This window comes from Micromonospora sp. LZ34 (assembly GCF_052981855.1).
In genome coordinates, this window is the sequence record NZ_JBRIQN010000025.1 from 47,735 (window position 1) to 72,234 (window position 24,500).

Below are 24,500 nucleotides of genomic sequence, written 5' to 3' on the forward strand. Positions count from 1 at the left end.
AGGGGCGCACGGGCGTTCGGAGTGGGCGTGGGCTGCCTAACCTCGCGCCGTGTCGAACGACGAGGAGACGGTGGTCCGGCAGCGCCTGCGGCGCCTGCTGCCCGGCGTGGTGCCGGTCGGCGACGCGGACGCGCCGGATCCTTCCGGGCCGCCTGCCGCTGCCCCGGCCCGCGGGGCCGGTCCGCCGCCAACCGCCGCCACGGTCACCACTCCCGAGCGGGTCGGACTGCACGGCGGGGACGCTCCGACGTCCCGGCTGCCCGGGCCGGGCGTGTTCGATCCGGGGCGGCGGGGCGTGCGGGCACTGGCCGTCGTCGCCGTGCTGGTGGTGCTCGGCGCCGGCTTCTGGGCCTGGCGGTCGCGCCCGCGGGCCGAGCCGGTCGCCCCGGTGGCGACCGCCGCGCCAGCCGGGCCGCTCCACACGTCGTTCGACGACCCGGCACCGTCGCCGACGGGCGAACTGGTGGTGGCCGTCGCGGGCAAGGTCCGCCGGCCGGGGCTGGTCCGGGTGCCGGCCGGCGCCCGGGTCGCCGATGCCGTCCAGGCGGCCGGCGGGGCGCTGCCCGGTGTGGACGTGGCTCTGCTCAATCCGGCCCGCAAGGTCACCGACGGCGAGCTGATCCTGGTCGGCGTACCGGCGCCGGCCAACGTGCCGGGCGCGGCCGGGGCGCCGGCGGGCGGCCCTGGCACGGCGCCCGGCGCGGGTGGCCGGCTCAACCTCAACACCGCGACGCTGGCGCAGCTCGACGCGTTGCCGGGGGTCGGCCCGGTGCTCGCCCAGCGGATCCTCGACCATCGCGAACAGCACGGCGGCTTCCGGTCCGTCGGCGACCGGCGCCAGGTGGACGGCATCGGCGACGCCCGCTACGAGCAGCTCAAGGACCTGGTGACGGTGTGAGCGCCGGGAACCGGGTGGCGGACCCACCCCGGACGGAGGGGCCGGACCTGCGGCTCGCCGGGCTGGCCGTGGCGGCCTGGCTCGCCGCGCTGGCCGGGCTGTACCTCACCGCCGCGACCACGCTGCTGGTCGCCGCGGTGGCGGCCGGGCTGGCCGCACTGGGCGCGCTGCGCCTGCTCGGCGTCCTCGGCCGGCCGTCCGCCCAGGCAGGGCGGTATGGCTGGATCGCCGTCGCCGTTCTGCTCGGGGTGGTGTGCGGTGCGAGCGCCACCGCCGCCCGGCTGGCCGTCCGGGACGCCGGGCCGGTCCGCGTGCTGGTCGACGAGCGGGCCCGGGTCAGCGCGGAGCTGGTCGTCCGCGACGATCCCCGGCCCATCCGTGGCGGCGCCGGCCGCCCGGCGATGCTGCTGGTGGCGGCCGAGCTGATCAACGTCACCGGCCCGGACGGGCGGCGGGTGGTCGCCCCGGTGCGCGTGCTCGTCTTGGCCGGCGTCCCGGGATGGCGGGGACTGCTGCCGGGGCAGCGGCTGACCGCCGAGGGGCGGCTGGCCGCGCCGCGCGGCGGGGACCTCACCGCCGCCGTGCTCGCCGCGACCGGACCGCCGGCGCGGCACGGGCCGGCGCCGTCGCCCCAGCGGGCCGCCGGCCAGCTCCGGGCCGGCCTGCAACGGGCCTGCGAGCCGCTGCCGGACGAGCAGGGCGGCCTGCTGCCCGGTCTGGTGGTCGGGGACACCAGTCGGCTGCCCGCCACCGTGGAGGAGGATTTCCTGGCCACCGGCATGACCCACCTGAACGCGGTCTCCGGCTCCAACGTGGCCATCGTCGTTGGCGCGGTGCTGCTGCTCGCGCGCTGGGCGCGGGCCGGGCCGTGGCTGGCCGCGGGGCTGTGCGCCGTGGCGCTGGTGGGCTTCGTCATCCTGGTCCGCCCGTCGCCGAGCGTGGTGCGCGCGGCCACCATGGGCGCGATCGGGCTGGTCGCCCTGGCCGCCGGCCGGCCCCGGGCCGCGCTGCCGGCCCTGGCCGCCGCGGTGACGGTGCTGGTGCTGCTCGACCCGGAGCTGGCCGGCGACGCCGGCTTCGCGCTCTCCGTGCTGGCCACCGGGGGCCTGCTGCTGCTCGCCCCGCGGTGGCGCGACTGGCTGCGCCGCCGCGGGGTGCCGCCGGGGCTGGCCGAGGCACTGGCGGTGCCGGCCGCCGCGCAGCTCGCCTGCGCTCCGGTGGTCGCCGGGATTTCCGGCACGGTCAGCCTGGTCGCGGTGCCGGCCAACCTGCTGGCGGTCCCGGCGATCGCGCCGGCCACCGTGCTCGGCGTACTCGCGGCGGCGGTGTCGCCGGTCTGGCCGGCTGGGGCCGAGTTCGCCGCCTGGCTGGCCAGCTGGCCGGCCTGGTGGCTGGTCACCGGCCCGGTACGGGGCACAGCTGCCCGCCGGCACGGTGCCGTGGCCGGGCGGTGTGCCGGGCGCGCTGTTGCTGGCGGGCCTGACCGGGGCGTTGCTGGTGGCGACCCGACGCCCGCTGGTGCGCCGGCTGGTGGAGGTGGTCGGCGTCGCGGTCGTGCTCGGCGCGCTGCCGGTCCGGCTGGTGGCCGACGGCTGGCCGCCGGCGGGCTGGGTGGTGGCCGCCTGCGCCGTTGGTCAGGGGGACGCGATCGTGCTGCCGGTGAGCGCCGGGCGGGCGGTGGTGGTCGACGCCGGCCCGGAACCGGCGGCGGTCGACGCCTGCCTGCGCCGGCTCGGCGTACGGGAGGTGCCGCTGCTGGTGATCAGCCACTTCCACGTCGACCACGTCGGCGGCGTCGCCGGGGTGTTCCGGGGACGGCGGGTCGACGCCGTGCTCGCTCCGCAGTGGCCGGAGCCGGTGACCGGTCGGGACCTGGTGCGCGTCGAGGCGATGACCCGCGCCGCCGAGCTGCTGACCGCCCCGCCCGGCTGGCGCTACCGGCTGGGCGCGGTCGAGTTGGCCGCTCTCGGTTCGCCCCACCCGCTGCGCGGCACCCGGTCCGACCCGAACAACAACTCGGTGGTGCTGCGCGCCGTGGTCTCCGGCGTGCGGATCCTGCTCACCGGCGACGCGGAGGTCGAGCAGCAGCGGGCGCTGCTGGCCGGCGTACCGGCGGGTGAGCTGCGGGCGGAGGTGCTGAAGGTGGCGCACCACGGCTCGGCCTACCAGGATCCGGCGTTCCTGGACGCGGTCCGTCCCGCCGTCGCGCTGGTGTGCGTGGGCGTCGACAACGACTACGGGCACCCGAACCCGGGGCTGCTGGACCGGCTGGCCCGGGGCGGAGCGCGGGTGCTGCGCACCGACACCGACGGCGACGTGGCGGCGGTGGTCGGGCGGTCCGGCCTGGCGGTGGTGACCCGGGGCGTCGATCCCGGCCGGCAGCGCTGACGAATCGACGCCGATTCTAGCGACTAACGGTGAACCAACATAAATGTCTGGATTTGCACTGAGTGCGGGCTCCGTGAGCGGAGTACCGATGACCAGGCTGGATCCGGTCGCACGCCGTGCGAATATGGGCGGCGTGACCGCCGCCAACCTCGCTCCCATTCTGCTCGTCCTCGGCGACGAAGAGCTGCTCGCCACGCGCGCGGTGACCGAAGCCGTCGCCCGGGCCCGCAGTGTGGACCCGGACGTGGACGTTCGGGAGTACCAGGCGGGTGCGCTCACCGTCGGCGAGATCGCCGAGATGCTCAGCCCCTCGCTCTTCGGCGGCCGGCGGGTGCTGGTGCTCCGGTCCGGCCAGGACGCCCGCAAGGACCTGGTCGCGGCTCTGCTCGCGTACGCGAAGAACCCCGACCCGGACGTCCAGCTGATCGTGCTGCACCTCGGTGCCGCCAAGGGCAAGGCGTTCGCCGACGGGCTCAAGGCGGCGGGTGCGACGGTCGTGCCGGCGGCCAAGCTCAAGGGGCACCGCGACCGGGTGGCCTTCGTGCGCGACGAGATCCGCCGCGCCGGGGGCAAGTGCACCGAGGACGCCGCCGAGGCGCTCATCGCGGCGGTCGGCAACGACCTGCGCGAGCTGGCGGCGGCCTGCTCCCAGCTGATGGCCGACACCGACGGCCGGATCGGCGCCGACACGGTGGCGCGCTACTACCGGGGGCGGGTCGAGGTGACCGGCTTCACGGTGGCCGACGCCACCATGGTCGGCGACGTCCCGGCCGCGCTGGAGGCGTTGCGCTGGGCCCTGCACGTCGGGGTGGATCCGGTGCCGATCGCCGACGCGATCGCCGACGGCGTCCGCACCGTGGCCCGGGTCGCGTCCGCCGGCCGGGGCAGCCCCTACCAGCTGGCCAGCAGCCTCGGCATGCCGGCGTGGAAGATCGAGCGGGCCCAGCGGCAGGGTCGCGGTTGGACGCCCGAGGGCCTGGTCCGGGCGATGCAGGCCGCCGCCGAGTGCAACGCCGCCGTCAAGGGCGGTGCGGACGACCGGGCGTACGCCCTGGAGCGGGCCGTCTTCTCGGTCGCGGCCGCCCGGCAGGGTGGCGCCCGGTGAGCGGAGCGGGCCACGGCTCGTGGGCGACGATCCCGGCCGACGAGGAGCGGTACCGGCCGCTCTACGCCCGGATCCTCGGCCTGCGCTTCGTCAATCCCGGCGGGGTGCTCTGCTTCCTCTTCTTCGAGGGCGTCGTCGCGCTGGCCGCGCTGCTCGCCCTCGCCGAGCTGGTGACCTGGTGGGCGGTGCTGGTCCTGCCGGCCGCGGTGGCGGTGATGGTGAAGCTCAACGACGTGGTGGCCGCGCTGGTCGTCCGGTCCGCGGCGGCGGTGCCCGAGCAGGAGCGGGAGCGGTTCCGGCGGCAGATGGAGCCGGTCGTCGGCCGGGCGCAGGTCGAGTGGATCACGCACAGCGTGCCCGGCGTGGTCATCACGTCCGAGCCGGTGCGCACGACGCCCGCCCGGGACGGGGCGGGTGGCTCGGGCCGGTCGGGTGACACTGAATCGGCGCACCGCGCGCCGGGTGGGTCCGGCCCGGCGGGCGACCCCGGGTCGGTGCGCCGCGCCTCGGGCCAGCCCGAGGTCGACTCCGGCCCGTCCGGCGAGCGTCCCGACCCGCTGACCTGACGCCGGCGGGCCTGGATCGCCGCACGCAGGTGAACGACATTCCGGAGCGGATTTTTATGACTGACAGGAATATCGACCGGGAGCGTCGGTCCTGCGGAAGGGCATGGCCCTGCCCGACAGCGCGCGCCACGGATGCACGTCACCCCGAGAGAGCACGGCCGGCGCGGTAGGTCGTGGCACCGCAGACCGGGCGAGCGGCGGCCGAACCGCAACGATCATGGCGCCGTCGGCGAGCATGATCGGGCCGGGTGCCCGGACACACAGACGGAAGCCCCGGGGCAGCGCCCGGGGCTTCCGGTCAGGTCTGGGTCCGCCGGCTCAGGCGGAGAGCGACACCACGCGCTTGGCGATCGCGGACTTGCGGTTCGCGGCCTGGTTGGCGTGGATCACGCCCTTGCTGGCCGCCTTGTCCAGCTTCCGCGTAGCGTCGCGCATGAGGACGGCAGCCTTCTCCACGTCGCCGGCCTCGGCGGCCTCGTGGAACTTCCGGATGGCGGTCTTCAGCGACGACTTGACCGACTTGTTACGCAGCCGGCGCTTCTCGTTCTGCCGGTTGCGCTTGATCTGGGACTTGATGTTCGCCACGCGACAGCCTCGTCTTGATAGCTCGGGTTGGTCTGCTTCTGCGCGCGACGAGCATGCGTCATCGCTGCGCGAAGAGCCAGGTTACCAGGTCGCCCGGGACGAGCCAAAACGGCCGGGTCCGCGGTGCCCGGAAGGGGCGCGGGCGGCCGATCCCATCGCGTCTCCGCCACCGCCGCGCCGGCCACGCTCGGCTAGTGCCGCGTCCCGGCGGAGATCGCCGGGTCACGCCCAGCCCCGCCGGCGGGCGAGCCAGTCGAGCGCCTGCTCGCCGCTCCACCGCTGGTGCGCCCGCAGGTGCGGCGAGGCGGTCGGTGGCGCCGACGCGGCGGTGGTGAGGAAGTAGCCGGCCAGCGCGGCCAGGGTGACGTCCAGCACGTCCGGGGGAGCGCCGGCGGCGGCCGGGTGCCCGGCGAAGAGGCCGTCGGCGTCCAGCCCGCTGGCGTACGCGGTGATCAGCAGGCCGGCCAGGTCGAACCAGGGCGGCCCGTGGCAGAGCCAGGTCCAGTCGCAGAACCAGGCCCGACCGCCGGCGTCGACGAGCACGTTGTCCAGGCGCAGGTCGCCGTGGATCAACCCGGTGCCGGCGGCGGCGTAGCGGGGGAGGCGCGACTCCAGGGTGACCAGCTCGGGCAGCCGCCCCCGGACCGGGGCGGGCAGCGGTGGCGGCGGCTCGCGCCCGGCGGCCACCTCGCCCCACCAGAGGATGTCCTCCCGGGCCAGGTCGGCGAGCCGGGGCAGCCCCAGGGCGACCAGTTCGGCCGGCGGGTCGGCCAGGGCGGCGGCGAGCTGGGCGTACCCGGCGAGGGCGGCGGCCAGCTCGGCCGGGTCCCAGGGCAGCCGGGGCGTACGGCCGCGGATCGCCTCCTGGCCGACCGCGAACCAGCCGGCCGCGCGCAGGGTCCAGCGGGGGCGGGGCGCCGGCAGGCCGGCGGGCAGCCGGTCGAGGATCGCCGCCTCCCGCGCGTACCAGTCGACCAGCTGCGGTTGCCCGGCGGCGGGCGCGGCCTTGACGAAGGCCCGGTCGCCGTCGGCGGTGCCGAGCACGGCGGCGAAGCCGCGGGTGAAGCCGGCGCCGGCGATCTCCACCGCGACCACCGGCGCGCCGAGCCGGTCGGCGAGCGCCGTCCGCAGCCCGGCGGGCAGGTCGGCCCAGTCCGGCCGCCGCGCCGTCGCGTGGTACGGCACCGGTGGCAGCGACGGCGGGGGCACGGCTCCATGCTGCCCCGTGTCGTACCGCCCCGCGATACTGCGCCGGTGATCGCCACCGACGACTTCTGGGCGCTGATCGAGGCGTCCGCCACGGCCACCGCCGACCCGGACGCCCGGCTGGCCTGGCTCACCGACCGCCTGGCCGAGCGGCCCACCGACGACGTGGTCGACTTCGCGGTCCGGCTCGACGAGGCCCGCGCCCGGGCGGACACCTGGTCGATGTGGGGCGCCGCGCTGCACATCTGCGGCGGGCTCTGCTCCGACGACGGCTTCCACTACTTCCAGGCCTGGCTGGTCGGGCTGGGCCGGGGGGCGTTCGAGCGGGTGGTCGCCGACCCGGACGCGCTCGCCGACGTGCCGCAGGTGCGCCGGCTGGCCGGCCGGCCCAACCGTGACTGGGCCGACCACGAGTGGCCCGACTGGGAGGCGCTCGACTACGTCGCCGACCGGGCGTACGCGCGGATCACCGGCGACGAGGACGGGCTGGAGGGCGCGCTGACGGTGCGGGGGAGAGACGTGAGCATGTCCCCCGACCCGCAGGACCCGGAATGGGAGCTGGCCGACCCCGACGAGCTCACCCGGCGCTTTCCGCGACTGGTCGAGCTGTTCCCGCTGCCCGACCGGCCGCCCTGGTCGGTCTGGGAGACTGCCAGGCCATGAGGACCGACGACTTCTGGCAGTTGATCGACCGGGCCCGGGCCGGCGGCGGCGGCGAGCCCGGAGCGGTCGCCGCGCGGGCCGTGGCGCTGCTCGCCGAGCACGAGCCGGCCGACATCGTCGGCTACGCCCGCCACCAGCAGCGGGTGCTCGCCGCGTCCTACCGGGTCGACCTCTGGGGCGCGGCCTACCTGATCAACGGGGGTGCCTCGGACGACGGCTTCGAGTACTTCCGGGGCTGGTTGATGACCCAGGGGCGGGCGGTCTTCGCCCGGGCCGTCGCCGACCCCGACTCGCTGGCCGAGTTGCCGCAGGTGCGGGCCGCCTCGCTCAGCGGCGAGGAGTTCGAGTGCGAGGAGATGCTCACGGTGCCCTGGGACGCCTACCGGAAGGCGACCGCGACCGACCTGCCGGCCGACCGCGACCCGGTCCCGGTGCCCGACCTCAACGACTTCTGGGACTTCGACGACGAGGAGGAGGCCCGCCGTCGGCTGCCGAAGCTCGCCGCGCTCTTCGTCGAACCGCCCGCCGAGTGACGCCGGCGCGGGGGAGCGGCGCCGGGTGACGGCCGCGTTGGCTCGGGCCACGGCACGAGGTCGGTGCCGGGGATCGCCCGCGCAGCGGGAGCGCGGCGGCGACGTGGGAGCATAGAGGGGGCCGGCGTCGCGCCGGCCTGCTCAACGTCAGCCGACCAGAACGGACAGCTGTGCCACCGACGCTCGATTCCGGCGCGAACGCTCCTGGTGCCACCGACCCGGCGCGCATCAGGAACTTCTGCATCATCGCTCACATCGACCACGGGAAGTCGACCCTGGCCGACCGGATGTTGCAGCTCACCGGCGTGGTCGACCCCCGGCAGATGCGCGCCCAGTACCTCGACCGGATGGACATCGAGCGCGAGCGCGGCATCACCATCAAGAGCCAGGCCGTCCGGATGCCGTGGACCATCCGCGAGGGCGAGCGGGCCGGCGAGCAGGCCGTGCTGAACATGATCGACACCCCGGGCCACGTCGACTTCACCTACGAGGTGTCCCGCTCGCTGGCCGCCTGCGAGGGCGCCATCCTGCTGGTCGACGCCGCGCAGGGCATCGAGGCGCAGACCCTGGCCAACCTCTACCTGGCGCTCGAGAACGACCTGCACGTCATCCCGGTGCTCAACAAGATCGACCTGCCGGCCGCCCAGCCGGAGAAGTACGCCGAGGAGCTGGCCCACCTGATCGGCGGCGACCCGGCCGACTGCATCAAGGTCTCCGGCAAGACCGGCGAGGGTGTGCCGTACCTGCTCGACGAGATCGTCCGGCAGTTCCAGCCGCCGGTCGGCGACGCCGCGGCGCCCGCCCGGGCGATGATCTTCGACTCGGTCTACGACGTCTACCGGGGCGTGGTCACCTACGTCCGGGTGATCGACGGGCACATCAGCGCCCGGGACCGGATCAAGATGATGTCCACCGGCGCGGTGCACGAGTTGCTGGAGATCGGGGTCATCTCGCCGGAGATGGTCAAGGCCGACGCCCTCGGGGTCGGCGAGGTGGGCTACCTGATCACCGGCGTGAAGGACGTCCGCCAGTCCCGGGTCGGTGACACCGTCACCATCAACTCCCGCCCGGCCACCGAGGCGCTCGGCGGCTACAAGGACCCGAAGCCGATGGTCTACTCGGGCCTCTACCCGATCGACGGCTCGGACTACCCGAACCTGCGCGACGCGCTCGACAAGCTCAAGCTCAACGACGCCGCGCTCACCTACGAGCCGGAGACCTCCGGGGCGCTCGGCTTCGGCTTCCGCTGCGGTTTCCTTGGCCTGCTGCACCTGGAGATCATCCGGGAGCGGCTGGAGCGTGAGTTCAACCTCGACCTGATCTCCACCGCGCCGAACGTGGTCTACCGGGCCCTCCAGGAGGACGGCGAGGAGGTGGTGGTGACCAACCCGAGCGAGTACCCGACCGGCAAGATCGCTGAGGTGTACGAGCCGACGGTGCGCGCCACCGTACTCACCCCGAACGACTACGTCGGCGCGGTGATGGAGCTCTGCCAGGGCCGCCGGGGCAACCTGCTCGGCATGGACTACCTCTCCGCCGACCGGGTGGAACTGCGCTACACCCTGCCGCTGGCCGAGATCATCTTCGACTTCTTCGACCAGTTGAAGAGCCGCACCAAGGGCTACGCCTCGCTGGACTACGAGCCTTCTGGCGAGCAGTCGTCCGACCTGGTGAAGGTCGACATCCTGCTGCACGGCGAGCCGGTCGACGCGTTCAGCGCGATCGTGCACAAGGACAAGGCGTACAACTACGGGACCAGCATCGCGGCCAAGCTGCGCAACCTGATCCCGCGCCAGCAGTTCGAGGTGCCGATCCAGGCCGCGATCGGCAGCCGGGTGATCGCCCGGGAGACGATCCGGGCGATCCGCAAGGACGTGCTCGCCAAGTGCTACGGCGGTGACATCAGCCGTAAGCGCAAGCTGCTGGAGAAGCAGAAGGAAGGCAAGAAGCGGATGAAGATGGTGGGCCGGGTGGAGGTCCCCCAGGAGGCCTTCATCGCCGCGCTCTCCTCCGACTCCGGCGACGGCAAGGCCCCCGGCAAGAAGTGAGCCGCCGCCGGTCGACCGGCGGCTGACGTACGACGGCCGGCGCCCCGGCCGGGCAGGGACCACCGCGGTCCGGCCCGACCGGGGGCGCCGGCCGTTGTCGTGTCGGGCTCGCCGGCGTGGCCGGTGCCCCGGCCGGCGGGCCGTTCGGCGAAGGAGCCTTGCCGGTTAGGTGGGGCGGTCGAAGGAATTTTCCGGCGCCCGGCATCGGCTGGAGTCACCGCCGCGGGCCGCCGTGACCTGCGCCGACGGCGCCCGGCGCGAATTCGACGCAGCGCCGGGCATCGACCGCGGACGAGGTCGGCGGGGACTGCGTCGGTTTGGCGAATCGACCGGTCGGGAATTTAGCGGTCACGACAGGAACCACACACCGTGTGACAGACATTCTGCAAAGGAGGGGCGACCGTGGAGCTGACCGTTTGGGGCATCATCACTGCGCTCATCGTTGGTCTGATCGTCGGCGCTCTGGGCCGCCTGGCCGTGCCGGGCCGCCAGAACATGCCGATGTGGCTGCACATGCTGATCGGCGTGGGTGCCGCGCTGCTCGGCACGGTGCTCGCCCGGGCCATGGGCATCGCCACCGAGACCGCCGGCATCGACTGGGGCGAGCTGCTCGTCCAGGTGGTGCTGGCCGCCATCGCCGTGGCCCTGGTGGCCGGCGTTGGCCGACGCCGCAGCGTCACCCACCGGTAACCGCACAGCCTGAACCCGACGGGCGCCCGACCACCAGGTCGGGCGCCCGTCCACCTGCGGGGCTCGGGTGGCGCCGGCGGCGCGGCGGCCAGGGCGGGTTCGGTGGAACCTCCCGGTCTGGCGCTGCTCGGGTCGGGTTGTCACCTCAAGTCGGTTTGGGTTTCTGGCGCATCGGGCAATCAGGGGGCGCGACACGAACATCACCCATCGTCACAGACATCCATTGAAGGAGGGCGACCGTGGAGCTGACCGTCTGGGGCATCATCACTGCGCTCATCGTTGGTCTGATCGTCGGCGCTCTGGGCCGGCTGGTCGTGCCGGGCCGCCAGAACATGCCGATCTGGCTGCACATGCTGATCGGCGTCGGCGCCGCGCTGCTGGGCACGGTGATCGCCCGCGCCTCGGGCTTCGCCGACACCGCCGGACTGGACTGGCGTGAGCTGCTGCTGCAGGTCCTGCTGGCCGCCGTCGCCGTGGCCCTGGTGGCCGGGGCCGGTCGTCGCCGGGGTGTCACCCACCGGTAATTCCGCACAGCCAGCAACGACGGGCGCCCGGCCGGCAGGCCGGGCGCCCGTGCGTCTGCGTACGCCCTGATTCGCCCCGTCGCCCGGCTGTCCCTGGGAGCAACGCTGCGATACGGTCGCCTCGCTTCCGCCGAGCGTCCACTGTCGTAAAGGAATTTTTCCTACTAAGGTGCGGCGGAGAAGGTTAATGCCAGACGGCGCGAGGGAGAAGTGGCGTGAACAGGTGGAAGCGGCTGGCTCCGGTCACCGCCGTCGTGGCCTCGGCCGCGATGGTGCTCGCCGGCTGCGGCGGCTCGGACGACGACGGAGCCGCCGACAACAGCAAGCTGACGGTCTGGATGATGGGCGAGGGCAGCGAGGCGCAGACCAAGTTCCTCGACGGCGTCGAGACCGAGTTCCGGCAGAAGCACCCGGACACCGACGTGGTGGTCCAGTACATCCCCTGGCTGGAGGCGCCGAAGAAGTTCCAGGCGGCGCTCGCCGGCGGTGAGGGCCCGGACGTCACCGAGCTGGGCAACACCGAGACGCAGGGTTGGGCTTCCCAGGAGGCGCTGGCCGACCTGACGGGCAAGTTCGGCGGCTGGGCCGAGGGCAAGGACATCCTCCCCGACCTGGTGCAGAACGCTCAGCTCGACGGCAAGCAGTACGGCGTGCCGTGGTACGCGGGCGTGCGCGGCATCTACTACCGCACCGACTGGTTCGCCGAGGCCGGCGTGCAGGTGCCGAAGACCTGGGACGACCTGGTCGCCGCGGCCAAGGCCGTGCAGGCGAAGAAGCCGGGCACCTACGGCATCGCCCTGCCCGGCAACTCCGAGCTGCCGTTCTACTCGTTCCTGTGGGGTGCGGGTGCGGAGATCGCCACCAAGCAGGGTGACTCCTGGAAGTCCGGCTACAACACGCCGGAGGCGCAGAAGGCGGTCAAGTTCTGGACCGACCTGGTGACCGTGCACAAGGTCGCCCCGCCGGCCGCCGCCGGCTGGAATGAGATCGACGCGCGGACCCAGTTCGCCACCGGCAAGGCGGCCATGGCGTTCGGCGGCAGCTGGCAGCAGGGCGCCATCAAGAAGGACAACCCGGAGATCGAGAAGGTCTGGGGGACGTTCCCGATTCCCGGCCCCGACGGCCAGCCCGCGCCGGCCTTCGCCGGTGGCTCGGACGTCGCCGTCTGGAAGGACAGCGAGCGGCAGGACCTGGCCTGGGACTACCTGACCGTGCTGCTGAGCAAGAAGAACGACGCGGCGTTCGCCGAGAGCCTGGGCTTCTTCCCGATCTACAAGGACCTGGTCGGTGGGGACAAGTACACCAGCGACAAGATCATGGGGCCTTTCGCCACCGCGATGCAGAACACCAAGCTCACGCCGCTCACCCCGAAGTGGGTGGAGGTCAGCCGGACCAAGACGGTGACCCAGGCGATGAACAGCTCGGTCATAAAGGGTCAGAAGACGGTCGAGAAGGCCACCGCCGACGCGGCCGCCGAGATGGAAAGCATCCTCAACGCCAAGTGACCACGCTGACCGAGGCGACGGAGGCGACCGCCGCGCGGGAGAACCCCGCGCGGCGGCGCCGCCGGGTGGACCGCCTGCCCTACCTGCTGCTCCTGCCCTGCCTGGTGATCATCGGGGTGTTGCTGCTCTGGCCCCTCGGCCAGGTCGTGGTGATGTCCTTCTACCGGCTCAACAACGTCCGGCAGCTGCGCGGCGACCGGGAGTGGCCGTGGATCGGGTTGGGCAACTACAGCGAGATCCTCGGCGACCCGTTCTTCCTCACCGTGCTGCGCAACACGGTGCTGTTCGCGGTGGCCAACGTGGTGCTGACGATGATCCTCGGCACCCTGGTCGGGCTGCTGCTCAACCGGCTGGGCCGGAAGATGGCCGCGTTCGTGGCCAGTTGCGTGATGCTGGCCTGGGCCACCCCGGCGCTGACCGGCACGATCGTCTGGAAGTGGATCTTCGACGACACCAGCGGCCTGGTCACCTGGTTGTTCAACGCCCTGCCCGAAGGGCTCTCCACCAGCCTCTTCGGCCGCAGCGACTGGACCGGCTACGGCTGGTTCAACTCCCCGCTGCTGTTCTTCTCGATCCTCACCCTGGTGGTGGTCTGGCACTCGTTCCCGTTCATCGCGGTGAGCGTGCTGGCCGGGCTGAAGAGCGTGCCGAGTGAGCTGCACGAGGCGGCCCGGGTCGACGGGGCCGGGCCGTGGCGGGTCTTCTGGAAGGTCACCTTCCCGCTGCTGCGGCCGGTCTTCGGGATCCTGATCGTGCTCTCCACCATCTGGGACTTCAAGGTCTTCACCCAGCAGTTCGTGCTCGCCGGCGGCACCCAGGACCGGCCGACGTTCATGCTCGCCATCTACTCGTACGCCGAGGCGTTCTCGCCGCCGCCGAAGTACGGCCTGGGCGCGGCGATCGCGGTGATCCTCACCCTGATCCTGCTCGTGGTGACCGGCTTCTACGTCCGCATGGTGCTCAAGCAGGAGGAGGACGCGTGACGCGACGCGCGGGCGGCGCAGGTGTGAAGCGGATCGCCCTCAACGGCGCGGGTCTGCTGGTGGCGCTCTTCGCGGCCTTCCCGGTCTACTGGATGATCGCCACCTCGCTGAAGCCGAGTTCGGAGATCTTCTCCAGCACGCCCAAGCCGGTGCCGAACGAGCCGACCCTGGAGCACTACCGGGAGATCCTCACCGGCAACCTGATCCCCGGCGTGACCTTCGCCGACTTCTTCCTCAACAGCGCGCTGGTCGCGATCTCCACGGTGCTGCTCAGCGGCCTGGTCGCGCTGCTCGCCGCCACCGCGGTGGCCCGGTTCCGGTTCAAGCTCCGGACCAGCTTCCTGATCATGCTGCTGGTGGTGCAGATGATCCCGCTGGAGGCGCTGGTCATCCCGCTGTTCCTGATGATCCAGCGGCTCGGGCTCTACAACACCCTGCCCAGCCTGATCCTCACCTACCTCGGCTTCTCGCTGCCGTTCGCGGTCTGGATGCTGCGCGGGTTCGTCGCCGCGGTGCCCAAGGAACTGGAGGAGGCGGCCGCGATCGACGGCGCCAGCCGGGCCCAGATCTTCCGCCGGATCCTCTTCCCGCTGGTGGCGCCCGGCCTGGTGGCGACCAGCATCTTCTCCTTCATCACCGCGTGGAACGAGCTGATCTTCGCGTTGACCTTCATCAACGACCAGAACCGCTACACCCTGCCGGTGGCGATGACCTTCTTCTTCGGCCGGGACGACACCGCCTGGGGGCCGGTGATGGCCGCCTCCACGCTGTTCACCCTGCCGGTGATCATCTTCTTCCTGCTGGTGCAGCGCCGGATGGTCTCCGGTCTGGTCGCCGGCGCGGTGAAGGGCTGACCGCGCGTCGGTGTGCCGGCCCTCGGGGCGCCGCCGGCGGCGGGCCGCCGAGTGGATCTCGATACCGGCCGCCGGCCGGTCCTGGCTAGGCTGACCGCCATGACGGGCAGGCTGGCATCGGTGAACCTCGGCATCGTGACCGAGGCGGAGTGGGCGGGCGACCCGAGCGGCCGCAGCGGCATCGACAAGCGGCCGGCGGACGGCCCGGTGCTGCTCCACCCGGACGGGGTGGCCGGCGACTTCATCGGCGAGCGGGCCCACCACGGCGGGCCGGACCAGGCCGTCTACGCCTACGCCGAGGAGGACGCCGGCTGGTGGGCCGGCGAGCTGGGCCGGACGATCGGCCCCGGTGGCTTCGGCGAGAACCTGACCACCTACGCGGTCGACGTGACCGGTGCGGTGATCGGTGAGCAGTGGGCGATCGGGTCGGCGCTGCTCCAGGTGACCAAGCCGCGCACCCCGTGCACCACCTTCGCCGGCTTCTGGGGGGTGCCGGATCTGATCAAGCGGTTCACCGTCCGCGCGACGCCCGGGGCGTACCTGCGGCTGCTGCGGGCGGGCGAGGTCGGCGCGGGCGACCCGGTGGAGGTGGTCGACCGCCCGGCGCACGGGGTGACCATCGGCGAGGTGTTCCGGGCGCTGAACCTGGAGCCGGAGCTGCTGCCCCGGCTGCTGGACGCGGCGGACCTGCCGGAGTCGATCCGGGAGAAGGCGCGCCGCCGGGTGGCCGGCCGCCGCTGACCGCCGGCCCGGAAACGACGAAGGGCCCCGCCCCGGGAGGGGAGGGGCCCGTTCAGCGTCGGGTCAGCGCAGCCAGGGGATGTTGCGGTCGAGCAGATCGCGCTGCTTGAGCTCCTTGCGCAGCGGGATCTCGTCGTCGATGTAGCCGTCCCAGTTGATGCCCCAGTAGTTCGCGGTGTGGGTGCCCTCACCGCAGAGCTGGCGCTGCACCGGGGTGCGGTTGGCCCACCACGGGCCGTCCTTGTCGATGTGCAGCTCGTCCAGCGGGCGGATCCACCGGTAGGTGTAGCCGACGAAGAGCATCTTGCGGGTGATGGTCGACAGGTTGGTCGACCGGGAGTGCCACTGGCGGCGGTCGAAGATGAACGCGTCACCCGGCTTGGCGGTGATCTCCACCGTGCCCTCCGGGTCCGGGTTGTGCACCGTGGTGTCCGCCGGGCGGGGCAGCGAGTTCCACAGGTGGCTGCCCGGGATGACCTTGGTGGCGCCGCGACCGTTCTCCGAGAGGTCGGAGAGCACGTAGGCGACCTTCAGCGAGAACATCGGCCGGGGGAGGTTCGGGTCCATCGTCTCCGGGTCGGAGTTCTGCCGGTACCCGTCCTGGTGCCAGCCCCAGTACGGCTTCTCCGGCTCCAGCGCCGGCGGGGTCACGTCCAGGTGGTTGTGGTGGGTGTAGATGTTCCACCCGGCCAGGCCCCACATGTACGGGAAGGTGATTGGGTGGGTGAGCAGGTCACCGAAGAGCTCGTCCCGCTCCAGGAAGCCCAGCAGGTGCAGGGTCCCGTCCTTGGTGGTGTTGCCCTTGGCCTTCTCCTCGGCGTAGACGCGGTCGACCGCCGCCTCCAGCGCCGCCCGGTGGTCCTCCGTCAGGACGTTCCGCAGCAGGAGGAAGCCCTGCTCGTGAAACTCCTTGCGGTCAGTGTCGCTGATCGGTTCGTAACCGGTCCGGTCGCCGTAGTCGAACGCCACGTCGTACCCCTCCCCATGAGGCGAAACCATTGCTGGCACAGGTCGCCGATCGTAACGCGGTGGAAGGGCGGGCGGGAATGCCCGACCGGCCGTTCGGTGCGCGAGCCGGACCATGGGCAGCGGTACGAGTGCGGTGGGTATACGTCGGGCGGGCTTCTCGTGCCAATCGCGGTAAATGCCGGATTGTGCGGTGACTGCCGGTAAGGAGATCGGGGGCGGGGACTGTCACCCCTCGGCGAAGACCTCCGCCACCACCCGTGACGGGTCGGGCGAGCCGTCGGTCACCCGCTTCCAGGTGCCGTCCCGGGCGGTCCACTCCAGGTCGCCGAAGCGCACCCGCTTGACCCCGTGGTCGCCGGCGTGGGAGACCAGCCAGTGGGCGTACCGCCAGCCGCCGCGCTGGTCGGCGGCGGGCACGGTCAGGCCGGTCAGGTCGTCGGCGGCGACCGCCGCGGCCAGCCCCCAGTCCAGGGTCAGACCGCGGGTCAACGCCGCGGTCGCGGCCACGCCGCGCATCGCCGGATCCTGGCTCACCGTGCAGGCGACCGCCCCGGTGGCGTGCCCGAGCAGCGCCCGGGTGAGCACCTGGGACTCGTCCGCCCACTTCTGGTACGCCTCGGGGAACGCCGACCGCTGCACCTTCTGCGCCGCGTCGGTCACCCGCATCCGCTCCCAGCCGCGCACCTTCTTCAACGCCGCGTAGAACCGGTTGGCCGCGTACCGGGGGTCGCTGATCTGGGTCGGGGTGCCCCAGCCCTGGCTCGGCCGCTGCTGGAACAGCCCGACCGAGTCGCGGTCGCCGCCGTCGAGGTTGCGCAGGCCGGACTCCTGGTACGCGGTGGCCAGCGCCACCACCACCGCCCGCTCCGGCATCTTCCGCTGGATCCCGATCGCCGCGATCGTCGCCGCGTTGGCCATCTGGTCGCCGTCCAGCGCCACCTCGCCGTCGGCCTGCACCGTGCACGTCCGGCTGGCCAGCGGCAACCGCAGCTCCTGCCCGAACTGCCGGACGGCGTACAGGATCCCGATCACGGCGACGAGCACGAGGACGACTCCGCCCGCAGCGACTGCCCGAGTTCGCACCCACACCCCCCTGTTCGACAGCCCGACAAGCGTACGTCCCCGAACGGGCGGCCCGTGTCGTCCGACCGGTTCGCGCCCGCCGCGCGGGCAGCGCCCCCGGTGGTCGGGTGAGCCGGAAGATTCCCGTTCCGGCCGGTAACTCACCTGTCGCCGGCCGGCCCGACCGACCGCGAGAGGCTCAGCCGGACACCTCCGCGTCGAGCTCGGCCACCCAGCGCGCCGGCCGCTTCTCCCGGAACGCCAGGACGCCTTCGCGGCCGTCGGCAGAGAGGAAGTAGCCGGTGGAGAGGCGGGACAGCTCGGCGAGTTCGGCGCGCAGGTCGGCGGCGGGCGGCCGGCGCAGCAGCCGCTTCGCCCCGGCGAGCGCGGCGGGCGCGCCGCGGACCAGCGAGTCGCAGAACCGGGCCACCGCGGCATCCAGCTCGTCGGCCGGCACCGCGGCGGTGACCAGGCCGATCTCGGCGGCCCGGCGGCCGTCGAAGGTGTCCCCGGTCAGGTAGAGCTCGGCCGCCGCCCGCGGGTGCAGCCGGGGCAGCACGGTCGCCGAGATCACCGCCGGGATCACCCCGATCCGCACCTCGGTGAAGGCGAAGGTGGCCTCCTCGGCGCAGACCGCCAGGTCGGCCGCCGCGACCAGGCCGAGGCCGCCCGCCCGGGCCGGCCCGGCGACCCGGGCCACCACCGGCTTCGGGCACTCCCAGACCGCGGCCAGCACGTCGCCGAGCATCCCCGCCGGCACCGTCCCGCTGGCGTACGCGGCCGCGGTCTCCTTCAGGTCGGCGCCGGAGCAGAAGACCGGACCGGTGTGGTCCAGCACGATCACCCGGACGGCGTCGTCGGCGACCGCGGCGGCCAGGCCGGCGAGCAGCTCGGTCATCAGCGGGGTGGAGAGCGCGTTGCGGTTGTGCGGGCTGTCCAGGGTGAGGGTGGTCACCCCGCGGGCCGTGGCGACCCGCACCAGCGCGTCGGGAGAGGTCATGCGGGCACACTAGTGGCCATGCCCGGCGTCCTTCCAGAAGGCGAACCCGTCCCCGTCGACGGCTCGTTGCCCGCCACCGCCACCCGCGCGGTCGGCGCGCGCGGTTTCGGCGTGTACGTCCACGTGCCGTTCTGCGCCAGCCGCTGCGGCTACTGCGACTTCAACACGTACACGGCGGCGGAGCTGGGCGGCGGCGCGAGCCGGGACGGCTACGCCGACACCGTGCTGGCCGAGCTGGCGCTCGCCGCCCGGGTGCTGGGCGACACCCCGCCGCCGCGGGTGGACACGGTCTTCGTCGGCGGCGGCACCCCGACCCTGCTCCCCGCCGACGACCTGGTCCGGATCCTGGACGGCATCGACCGCACCTGGGGGCTGGCCGCCGACGCCGAGGTGACCACCGAGGCCAACCCCGAGTCGGTCACCCCGGAGTCGCTCAAGGCGCTCCGCGCGGCCGGCTACACCCGGATCTCGCTGGGCATGCAGTCCGCGTCCCCCGGGGTGCTGGCGATCCTGGACCGTACGCACCGCGCCGGCCGGGCCACCGCCGCCGCGTCCGAGGCGCGCGACGCCGGGTTCGACCACGTCAACCTCGACCTCATCTACGGCACGCCGGGCGAGAGCGCGGCGGACTTCGCCGCCTCGCTGGACCAGGTGGTGGCGGCGGGCGTCGACCACGTCAGCGCCTACGCCCTGATCGTGGAGGACGGCACCCGGCTCGCCGCCCGGATGCGCCGGGGCGAGCTGCCGTACCCCAGCGACGACGTCGCGGCGGACCGCTACCTGGCCGCGGAGGCCGCGCTGTCCGCGGCCGGCTTCTCCTGGTACGAGGTCTCCAACTGGGCCCGCACGCCGGCCGCCCGGTGCCGGCACAACCTGCTCTACTGGAGCGGCGCCGACTGGTGGGGCCTCGGCCCGGGGGCGCACAGCCACGTCGGCGGGGTGCGCTGGTGGAACGTCAAGCACCCCACGACGTACGCCCAGCGGCTCGCCGCCGGGGGGTCGCCCGGCCTGGCCCGGGAGGTGCTCACCCCCGACGAGGCGCACACCGAGGACGTCATGCTCCGGCTGCGGCTCGCCGCCGGGCTGCCGTTGGCCGGCCTGGACGCGGCCGGCCTGGACGCGGCCGGGCGGGCCGGCGCCGAGCGGGCGCTGGCGGACGGGCTGCTGGCCGCGCCGGAGTACGCGGCCGGGCGGGCCGTGCTCACCCTGCGCGGGCGGCTGCTCGCCGACGCCGTGGTGCGCGACCTGCTGCCCTGAGGCGGTCGCTGATCCCGCCCGCCGGCGGTGGTGCCCGGAGCCGGCCGGGGGAGCGGCCGGCCCGGGTCACTTGGTGAAGTTGTAGGTCATCGGGTAGCGGTAGAGCACGCCCTCGTTGGCCTTGACCCCGGCGATGATGCCGAAGATCAGCGGCACCAACCAGACGAGCATCGGGACGAAGAACAGCAGCCCGCAGGTGACCAGCGTGAGCACCCAGCTCAGCACGCTGACGATCGTCCAGGTGATCTGGAAGTTCAGCGCCGCGACGGCGTGCGCCCGGACGGTCGGCGACTGCTGCCCGCGGACCATCATCGCGATCAGCGGCGCCAGCCAGCCGAGCAGGCCGCCGCCGACGATCACGCCGGCCGCGCCGCCGAAGTGGGCGATCAGGGCCCAGGTCTTGTCCTCGTTGTTGGCGTAGCCGCCGGCGGGCGGGCCGTAGCCGCCGCCGGCCGGATAGCCGGCACCCGGCGGGGGGTAGCCCCCGGGCGGCGGGTAGCCCCCGGGCGGGGGAGCGCCACCTGGCGGAGGGTAGCCACCCGACGGCGGTTGGTCACCGGTGGGCGGCGGATAGCCACCGGGCGGGGGATAGCCGCCCGGGGCCGGCGCCCCGGACAGTGGTGCGGTGGGTTCGTCGCCGGCCGGCGGGCCGGGGACTGCCGACGGAGCGGTCGGGTCCGGCGGCGGTGCGCCGGGGCCGTCGGCTCCCGGGGGGCGAGGTGGTTCAGTCATGCACGTCACGGTAGGGGCAGCCGGCAACGGCACACCAGAGCGACGTCGTCCCGGTTGTCCGGATGATCGGTCGGTGCGGTCCCGGCCCCCGGGCGGGGCGCGCCGGTGGCCCGTCTTGATCATCGCGTCCGTGGGCCCACCGACGTAGACTGGCACTCGCTACAGTCGAGTGCCAGGACGCGCCGCGCGGTCGCCGCGCGCCGCCGGCTGACGTGCGACAGGAGGTGGGGAGGATGGGTCTCGACGACCGCAAGCTCGCGGTCCTGCGGGCGATCGTCGAGGACTACGTCGCCACGCAGGAGCCCGTCGGCAGCAAGGCGCTGGTCGAGCGGCACCAGCTCGGGGTCTCTCCGGCGACCGTCCGCAACGACATGGCGGTGCTGGAGGAGGAGGGCTACATCCGGCAGCCGCACACCAGCGCCGGCCGGGTGCCCACCGACCGCGGCTACCGGCTCTTCGTGGACCGGCTGTCCCGGGTCAAGCCGCTCAGCCCGGCCGAGCGCCGGGCGATCGAGCGCTTCCTGGTCGGCGCGGTCGACCTCGACGACGTGGTGCACCGCACGGTACGGCTGCTCGCGCAGCTGACCCGGCAGGTCGCCGTCGTGCAGTACCCGAGCCTGGCCCGCTCCTCGGTGCGCCACCTGGAGCTGGTGCCGATCTCCACCACCCGGCTGATGCTCGTGATGATCGCCGACACCGGCCGGGTCGAGCAGCGGCTGGTCGAGATGCCCGGCCCGATCCCGGCCGACGACGTCACCGACCTGCGCCGGCTGGTCAACGAGAAGCTGGTCGGCACCCGGCTCTCGGAGACCCCGCCGCTGGTGCAGGCGCTGGTCGACGACGTCTCGCCCGAGCTGCGGCCGGCGATGGCCACCCTCTCCACCGTGCTGCTGGAGACGCTGGTCGAGCGGCACGAGGAGCGGATCGCGCTGGCCGGCACGGCCAACCTGACCCGCGGCGGCCTGCTCGACTTCCAGGGCTCGCTGCGCCCCATCCTCGAGGCGCTCGAGGAGGAGGTCGTGCTGCTCAAGCTCATCGGCGAGGCGGAGCCGAGCACGACGCGGGTGCTGATCGGCGACGAGAACGAGATCGACAACCTGCGGGCCGCGTCGGTGGTGAGCACCGGCTACGGCCCGGGTTCGACGATCGTCGGTGGCCTCGGCGTGCTGGGGCCGACCCGGATGGACTACCCCGGCACCATCGCCACGGTGCGGGCCGTGGCACGCTACGTGGGCGACCTGCTGGCCCAGAACTGACCAGGCAGAACCGACGGCCGGTTCCGGCCGGCGACCGGCGCAACGCGAGACGAACATGAGGACACGGAACGCAGTGGCCAGGGACTACTACGGCATTCTCGGCGTGAGCCGGGACGCCTCCGACGACGAAATTAAGCGCGCCTACCGCAAGCTGGCGCGGCAGTACCACCCGGATGTCAATCCGGACCCGGAGGCCCAGGAGAAGTTCAAGGACATCAACGCCGCGTACGAGGTCCTCTCGGACGACCGGAAACGGCAGATCGTCGACCTGGGCGGCGACCCGCTCGCCCCCGGCGGCGGGGGCGCGGGCGGCCCCGGAGGCCCCGGCGGCGCCGGCCCGTTCGTCGGCTTCCAGGACATCATGGACGCGTTCTTCGGCGGCGCGGGCGGCGCCCGCGGGCCGCGGCCGCGTACCCGGCCCGGGGCGGACGCGATCCTGCGGCTGGAACTGGACCTGCACGAGACGGCGTTCGGCGTGGAGGCCCCGATCACCGTCGACACCGCCGTGCTCTGCACCACCTGCTCGGGCGCCGGCACCGCCGCCGGCACCCACCTGGCCACCTGCGAGGCGTGCGGCGGCCGGGGCGAGGTGCAGTCGGTGCAGCGCACCTTCCTCGGCCAGGTCGTCTCGGCCCGCCCGTGCACGGTCTGCCAGGGCTACGGCACCACCATCCCGCACCCCTGCCCGACCTGCGCCGGCGACGGCCGGGTGCGGACCCGCCGGTCGCTGACCGTGAAGATCCCGGCCGGCGTCGAGGACGGCATGCGGATCCGGCTGGCCCAGCAGGGCGAGGTGGGCCCGGGCGGCGGCACCGCCGGCGACCTCTACGTGGAGATCCACGAGCGTCCGCACGACGTCTACTCCCGCAAGGGCGACGACCTGCACTGCCGGGTCACCGTGCCGATGACCGCCGCCGCGCTCGGCACCCGGCTGACCATCAAGACGCTGGACAGCGAGGAGACCGTGGACGTCAAGCCGGGCACCCAGCCGGGCAGCACGCTGCGGCTGCGCGCCCGGGGCGTGCCGCACCTGCGCGGCACCGGCCGGGGCGACCTCTACGTCCACCTCGACGTACGCACGCCCACCAAGCTCGACGCCGAGCAGGAGCGGATGCTGCGCGAGTTCGCCAAGACCCGGGGCGAGGAGGTCGCCGAGCTGACCAAGCAGGGCGGCTTCTTCTCCCGGATGCGCGACGCCTTCAACGGCCACGCCTGACCCGCCGGCTCGCCGTCCCGGCCGCTGCCGGGGCGGCTAGCCTGTCGTCGTGTCCGCACCGCTGTTCCTGGTCGAGTCGCTGCCGACCGCCGACTCGCTGACCCTCGACGGCCCCGAGGGCCACCACGCCGCCACGGTGCAGCGCCTGCGCGTCGGCGAGGAACTGCTGCTCGCCGACGGGCACGGGGGCACGGCCACCGCCGTGGTCACCGCCGTAGGCCGGGGCAGCCTGGAGCTCGACGTCCGCTCCCGGGGGTACGTGGACGCGTCCGTACCGCGGCTGGTGGTGGTGCAGGGCATCGCCAAGGGCGACCGGGGCGAACTGGCCGTGCAGGCGATGACCGAGGTCGGGGTGGACGAGATCGTGCCCTGGGCGGCGGCCCGCTCGGTGACCCAGTGGCGCGGCGACCGGGGCGTACGGGCCCGGGAGAAGTGGGCGGCGACCGCCCGGGAGGCCGCCAAGCAGGCCCGCCGCGCCTGGCTGCCGGTGGTCGCCGGAGCGCCGGACGAGTCGACCGGCACGGTGACCCGCCGGATCGCCGGGGCCGCCGCCGCGTTCGTGCTGCACGAGGAGGCCGACGACCGGCTGACCACCGTCGAGCTGCCCGACAGCGGCGAGATCGTGCTGGTGGTCGGCCCCGAGGGCGGCATCGCCCCGGCCGAGCTGGACGCGTTCACCGCGGCCGGCGCCCGCCCGGTCCGGCTCGGGCCGTCCGTGCTGCGCACCTCGACGGCCGGCGTCGCCGCGCTTTCCGTGCTCTCGACCCGCCTGGACCGCTGGTAGCCGCTCCGCCGGGCGGACCGGCGGGGCCCCCGGGGTCCGCTGCCGCGCCTCCTTTGCTCTGCGTCAACCCACGCCCAGGTTGCGGCCGCCAGCTGTTGCGTCCGGTGAAGCAGTGCAAAGGGCGTGCGGGAGAGTCGTCCGATCCGGGTCAGCTGCGCAGGTAGGAGGCGCCGTTGAGGTCGACGATGGTGCCGGAGGCCCACTCGGCCTCCGGCGAGGCGAGCCAGTGCACGGCGGCGGCGATCTCCTCCGGGCGGGCGACCCGGTTGAACGGGCTCTGCGCCCGGACCGCCTCGCCGCGCGGCGACTTGAGGTGCTCGTTGGTCATGTCGGTCGCCACGAAGCCGGGCGCGACCGTGGCCACCGCGATGCCGTACGGGGCCAGCGCCACCGCCAGCGACTGCCCCATCGCGTTCAACCCCGCCTTGCTCGCCCCGTACGCCGGGTTGCCCGGCTCGCCGCGGAACGCGCCCCGGGAGGAGACGTTGACGATCCGGCCGCCCCGCTCGCGCATGTGCTGGGCGGCGCACCAGCTGGCGTTGGCCGCGCCGAAGAGGTTGGTGTCGAGCACCTCGCGCCAGCGCTGCCGCCACTGCTCGTAGCTGCTCTCGAAGACCGGGTGCGGCGGGTCGGCGGGCCCGAACACGCCCGCGTTGTTCACCAGCACGTCGAGCCCACCGAGCAGGCCGGCCGCCTCGTCAACCATCGCCCGGACCGCGTCCGGGTCGGCGAGGTCGGCCCGGACCGCCACGTGCCCCTCGCCGGGTAGCTGCGCGCGCAGCTCTTCGGCCAGCTCCGCGGAGTCCCGGTGGTGGATCGCCACCCGGTCGCCGCCGGCCGCGAAGGCCCGCACCACCGCCCGCCCGATGCCGCGCGAGCCCCCCGTCACCAGTACCGCCCGTGAAGTCACGCCGGCCATCATGCCGGAGCGGTGC

At 73.7% G+C, this 24,500-nt stretch carries 23 protein-coding genes and 1 pseudogene; 17 read left to right on the forward strand and 7 right to left on the reverse strand.

Annotated features, from left to right (window positions below; all coding sequences use genetic code 11):
• Nucleotides 1-49 precede the first annotated feature (49 nt).
• From ACVCAH_RS24045 to ACVCAH_RS24060, 4 genes and pseudogenes are all read left to right on the forward strand, one after another.
• Complete coding sequence (locus ACVCAH_RS24045) at nt 50-898, forward strand: helix-hairpin-helix domain-containing protein (RefSeq protein WP_447138453.1); 849 nt, start codon at nt 50-52, stop codon at nt 896-898.
• A pseudogene (locus ACVCAH_RS24050) lies at nt 895-3,286 on the forward strand (ComEC/Rec2 family competence protein). The gene ACVCAH_RS24045 and the pseudogene ACVCAH_RS24050 overlap by 4 nt, the downstream one beginning before the upstream one ends.
• Before the next feature lie 124 nt (nt 3,287-3,410).
• Nucleotides 3,411-4,391 (forward strand): DNA polymerase III subunit delta, encoded by a 981-nt coding sequence (gene holA, locus ACVCAH_RS24055; RefSeq protein ID WP_447138513.1) that lies wholly within the window; start codon nt 3,411-3,413, stop codon nt 4,389-4,391.
• The gene (locus ACVCAH_RS24060) at nt 4,388-4,957 is read left to right on the forward strand and encodes a hypothetical protein (protein WP_447138454.1); all 570 of its coding nucleotides are present in this window, start codon (nt 4,388-4,390) and stop codon (nt 4,955-4,957) included. The genes holA and ACVCAH_RS24060 overlap by 4 nt, the downstream gene beginning before the upstream one ends.
• 318 nt (nt 4,958-5,275) lie before the next feature.
• Here the strand turns inward: ACVCAH_RS24060 and rpsT are convergent, their stop codons facing one another.
• Together rpsT and ACVCAH_RS24070 are read right to left on the reverse strand one after the other, a co-directional pair.
• Nucleotides 5,276-5,542, reverse strand: a complete 267-nt coding sequence (gene rpsT / locus ACVCAH_RS24065) for a 30S ribosomal protein S20 (RefSeq protein WP_447138455.1) — start codon at nt 5,540-5,542, stop codon at nt 5,276-5,278.
• A gap of 222 nt (nt 5,543-5,764) precedes the next feature.
• Nucleotides 5,765-6,751, reverse strand: coding sequence for a phosphotransferase family protein (locus ACVCAH_RS24070; protein WP_447138456.1), 987 nt, complete (start codon nt 6,749-6,751; stop codon nt 5,765-5,767).
• 45 nt (nt 6,752-6,796) lie between these two features.
• On the opposite strand from ACVCAH_RS24070, the gene ACVCAH_RS24075 reads away from it, so the two are divergent.
• From ACVCAH_RS24075 to ACVCAH_RS24115, 9 genes are all read left to right on the forward strand, one after another.
• Nucleotides 6,797-7,411 (forward strand): DUF4240 domain-containing protein, encoded by a 615-nt coding sequence (locus ACVCAH_RS24075; RefSeq protein WP_447138457.1) that lies wholly within the window; start codon nt 6,797-6,799, stop codon nt 7,409-7,411.
• A complete protein-coding gene (locus ACVCAH_RS24080) occupies nt 7,408-7,944 on the forward strand; it encodes a DUF4240 domain-containing protein (RefSeq protein WP_447138458.1) in 537 nt (178 codons plus the stop codon). The genes ACVCAH_RS24075 and ACVCAH_RS24080 overlap by 4 nt, the downstream gene beginning before the upstream one ends.
• Nucleotides 7,945-8,114: 170 nt before the next feature.
• Nucleotides 8,115-9,992, forward strand: a complete 1,878-nt coding sequence (lepA, locus tag ACVCAH_RS24085; protein WP_447138459.1) for a translation elongation factor 4 — start codon at nt 8,115-8,117, stop codon at nt 9,990-9,992.
• 402 nt (nt 9,993-10,394) lie between these two features.
• The gene (locus tag ACVCAH_RS24090; RefSeq protein ID WP_447138460.1) at nt 10,395-10,682 is read left to right on the forward strand and encodes a GlsB/YeaQ/YmgE family stress response membrane protein; all 288 of its coding nucleotides are present in this window, start codon (nt 10,395-10,397) and stop codon (nt 10,680-10,682) included.
• Nucleotides 10,683-10,921: 239 nt separating this feature from the next.
• A complete protein-coding gene (locus ACVCAH_RS24095; protein WP_363775607.1) occupies nt 10,922-11,206 on the forward strand; it encodes a GlsB/YeaQ/YmgE family stress response membrane protein in 285 nt (94 codons plus the stop codon).
• A 215-nt stretch (nt 11,207-11,421) separates the two neighbouring features.
• Nucleotides 11,422-12,711, forward strand: coding sequence for a sugar ABC transporter substrate-binding protein (locus ACVCAH_RS24100; RefSeq protein WP_447138461.1), 1,290 nt, complete (start codon nt 11,422-11,424; stop codon nt 12,709-12,711).
• A complete protein-coding gene (locus ACVCAH_RS24105) occupies nt 12,708-13,694 on the forward strand; it encodes a carbohydrate ABC transporter permease (RefSeq protein WP_447138462.1) in 987 nt (328 codons plus the stop codon). The genes ACVCAH_RS24100 and ACVCAH_RS24105 overlap by 4 nt, the downstream gene beginning before the upstream one ends.
• A 23-nt stretch (nt 13,695-13,717) precedes the next feature.
• Nucleotides 13,718-14,548 (forward strand): carbohydrate ABC transporter permease, encoded by an 831-nt coding sequence (locus ACVCAH_RS24110; protein ID WP_447138514.1) that lies wholly within the window; start codon nt 13,718-13,720, stop codon nt 14,546-14,548.
• A gap of 99 nt (nt 14,549-14,647) precedes the next feature.
• Entirely contained in the window at nt 14,648-15,289 is a 642-nt protein-coding gene (locus ACVCAH_RS24115) for an MOSC domain-containing protein (protein WP_447138463.1), read from the forward strand.
• 63 nt (nt 15,290-15,352) lie between these two features.
• Here ACVCAH_RS24115 and ACVCAH_RS24120 read toward each other — a convergent pair whose 3' ends face one another.
• The 3 genes from ACVCAH_RS24120 to ACVCAH_RS24130 all read right to left on the reverse strand — a co-directional run bounded on the left by ACVCAH_RS24120 (nt 15,353) and on the right by ACVCAH_RS24130 (nt 18,320).
• Complete coding sequence (locus ACVCAH_RS24120) at nt 15,353-16,258, reverse strand: phytanoyl-CoA dioxygenase family protein (protein WP_447138464.1); 906 nt, start codon at nt 16,256-16,258, stop codon at nt 15,353-15,355.
• 225 nt (nt 16,259-16,483) lie between these two features.
• Nucleotides 16,484-17,347 carry a hypothetical protein gene (locus ACVCAH_RS24125; RefSeq protein WP_447138465.1) on the reverse strand — a complete coding sequence of 288 codons (864 nt, stop codon included), beginning with the start codon at nt 17,345-17,347 and terminating at the stop codon, nt 16,484-16,486.
• Nucleotides 17,348-17,519: 172 nt separating this feature from the next.
• Nucleotides 17,520-18,320: an enoyl-CoA hydratase-related protein gene (locus tag ACVCAH_RS24130; RefSeq protein ID WP_447138466.1), complete on the reverse strand. Its 801-nt coding sequence runs from the start codon at nt 18,318-18,320 to the stop codon at nt 17,520-17,522.
• Between the two features lie 18 nt (nt 18,321-18,338).
• Here ACVCAH_RS24130 and hemW point away from each other — a divergent pair, with 18 nt between their 5' ends.
• Nucleotides 18,339-19,577, forward strand: coding sequence for a radical SAM family heme chaperone HemW (gene hemW / locus ACVCAH_RS24135; RefSeq protein ID WP_447138467.1), 1,239 nt, complete (start codon nt 18,339-18,341; stop codon nt 19,575-19,577).
• Between the two features lie 66 nt (nt 19,578-19,643).
• Here the strand turns inward: hemW and ACVCAH_RS24140 are convergent, their stop codons facing one another.
• Nucleotides 19,644-20,309, reverse strand: coding sequence for a DUF4870 domain-containing protein (locus tag ACVCAH_RS24140; RefSeq protein ID WP_447138468.1), 666 nt, complete (start codon nt 20,307-20,309; stop codon nt 19,644-19,646).
• Between the two features lie 233 nt (nt 20,310-20,542).
• Here ACVCAH_RS24140 and hrcA point away from each other — a divergent pair, with 233 nt between their 5' ends.
• The 3 genes from hrcA (at nt 20,543) to ACVCAH_RS24155 (ending at nt 23,565) form a co-directional block, all read left to right on the forward strand.
• On the forward strand, nt 20,543-21,565 hold the full coding sequence (gene hrcA / locus ACVCAH_RS24145) for a heat-inducible transcriptional repressor HrcA (RefSeq protein ID WP_447138469.1): 1,023 nt from the start codon (nt 20,543-20,545) through the stop codon (nt 21,563-21,565).
• Between the two features lie 73 nt (nt 21,566-21,638).
• Complete coding sequence (gene dnaJ / locus ACVCAH_RS24150; protein ID WP_447138515.1) at nt 21,639-22,781, forward strand: molecular chaperone DnaJ; 1,143 nt, start codon at nt 21,639-21,641, stop codon at nt 22,779-22,781.
• Between the two features lie 49 nt (nt 22,782-22,830).
• Complete coding sequence (locus ACVCAH_RS24155; protein WP_447138470.1) at nt 22,831-23,565, forward strand: 16S rRNA (uracil(1498)-N(3))-methyltransferase; 735 nt, start codon at nt 22,831-22,833, stop codon at nt 23,563-23,565.
• Nucleotides 23,566-23,713: 148 nt separating this feature from the next.
• Here ACVCAH_RS24155 and ACVCAH_RS24160 read toward each other — a convergent pair whose 3' ends face one another.
• Nucleotides 23,714-24,475: an SDR family NAD(P)-dependent oxidoreductase gene (locus ACVCAH_RS24160; RefSeq protein WP_447138471.1), complete on the reverse strand. Its 762-nt coding sequence runs from the start codon at nt 24,473-24,475 to the stop codon at nt 23,714-23,716.
• Between the last annotated feature and the right edge of the window lie 25 nt (nt 24,476-24,500).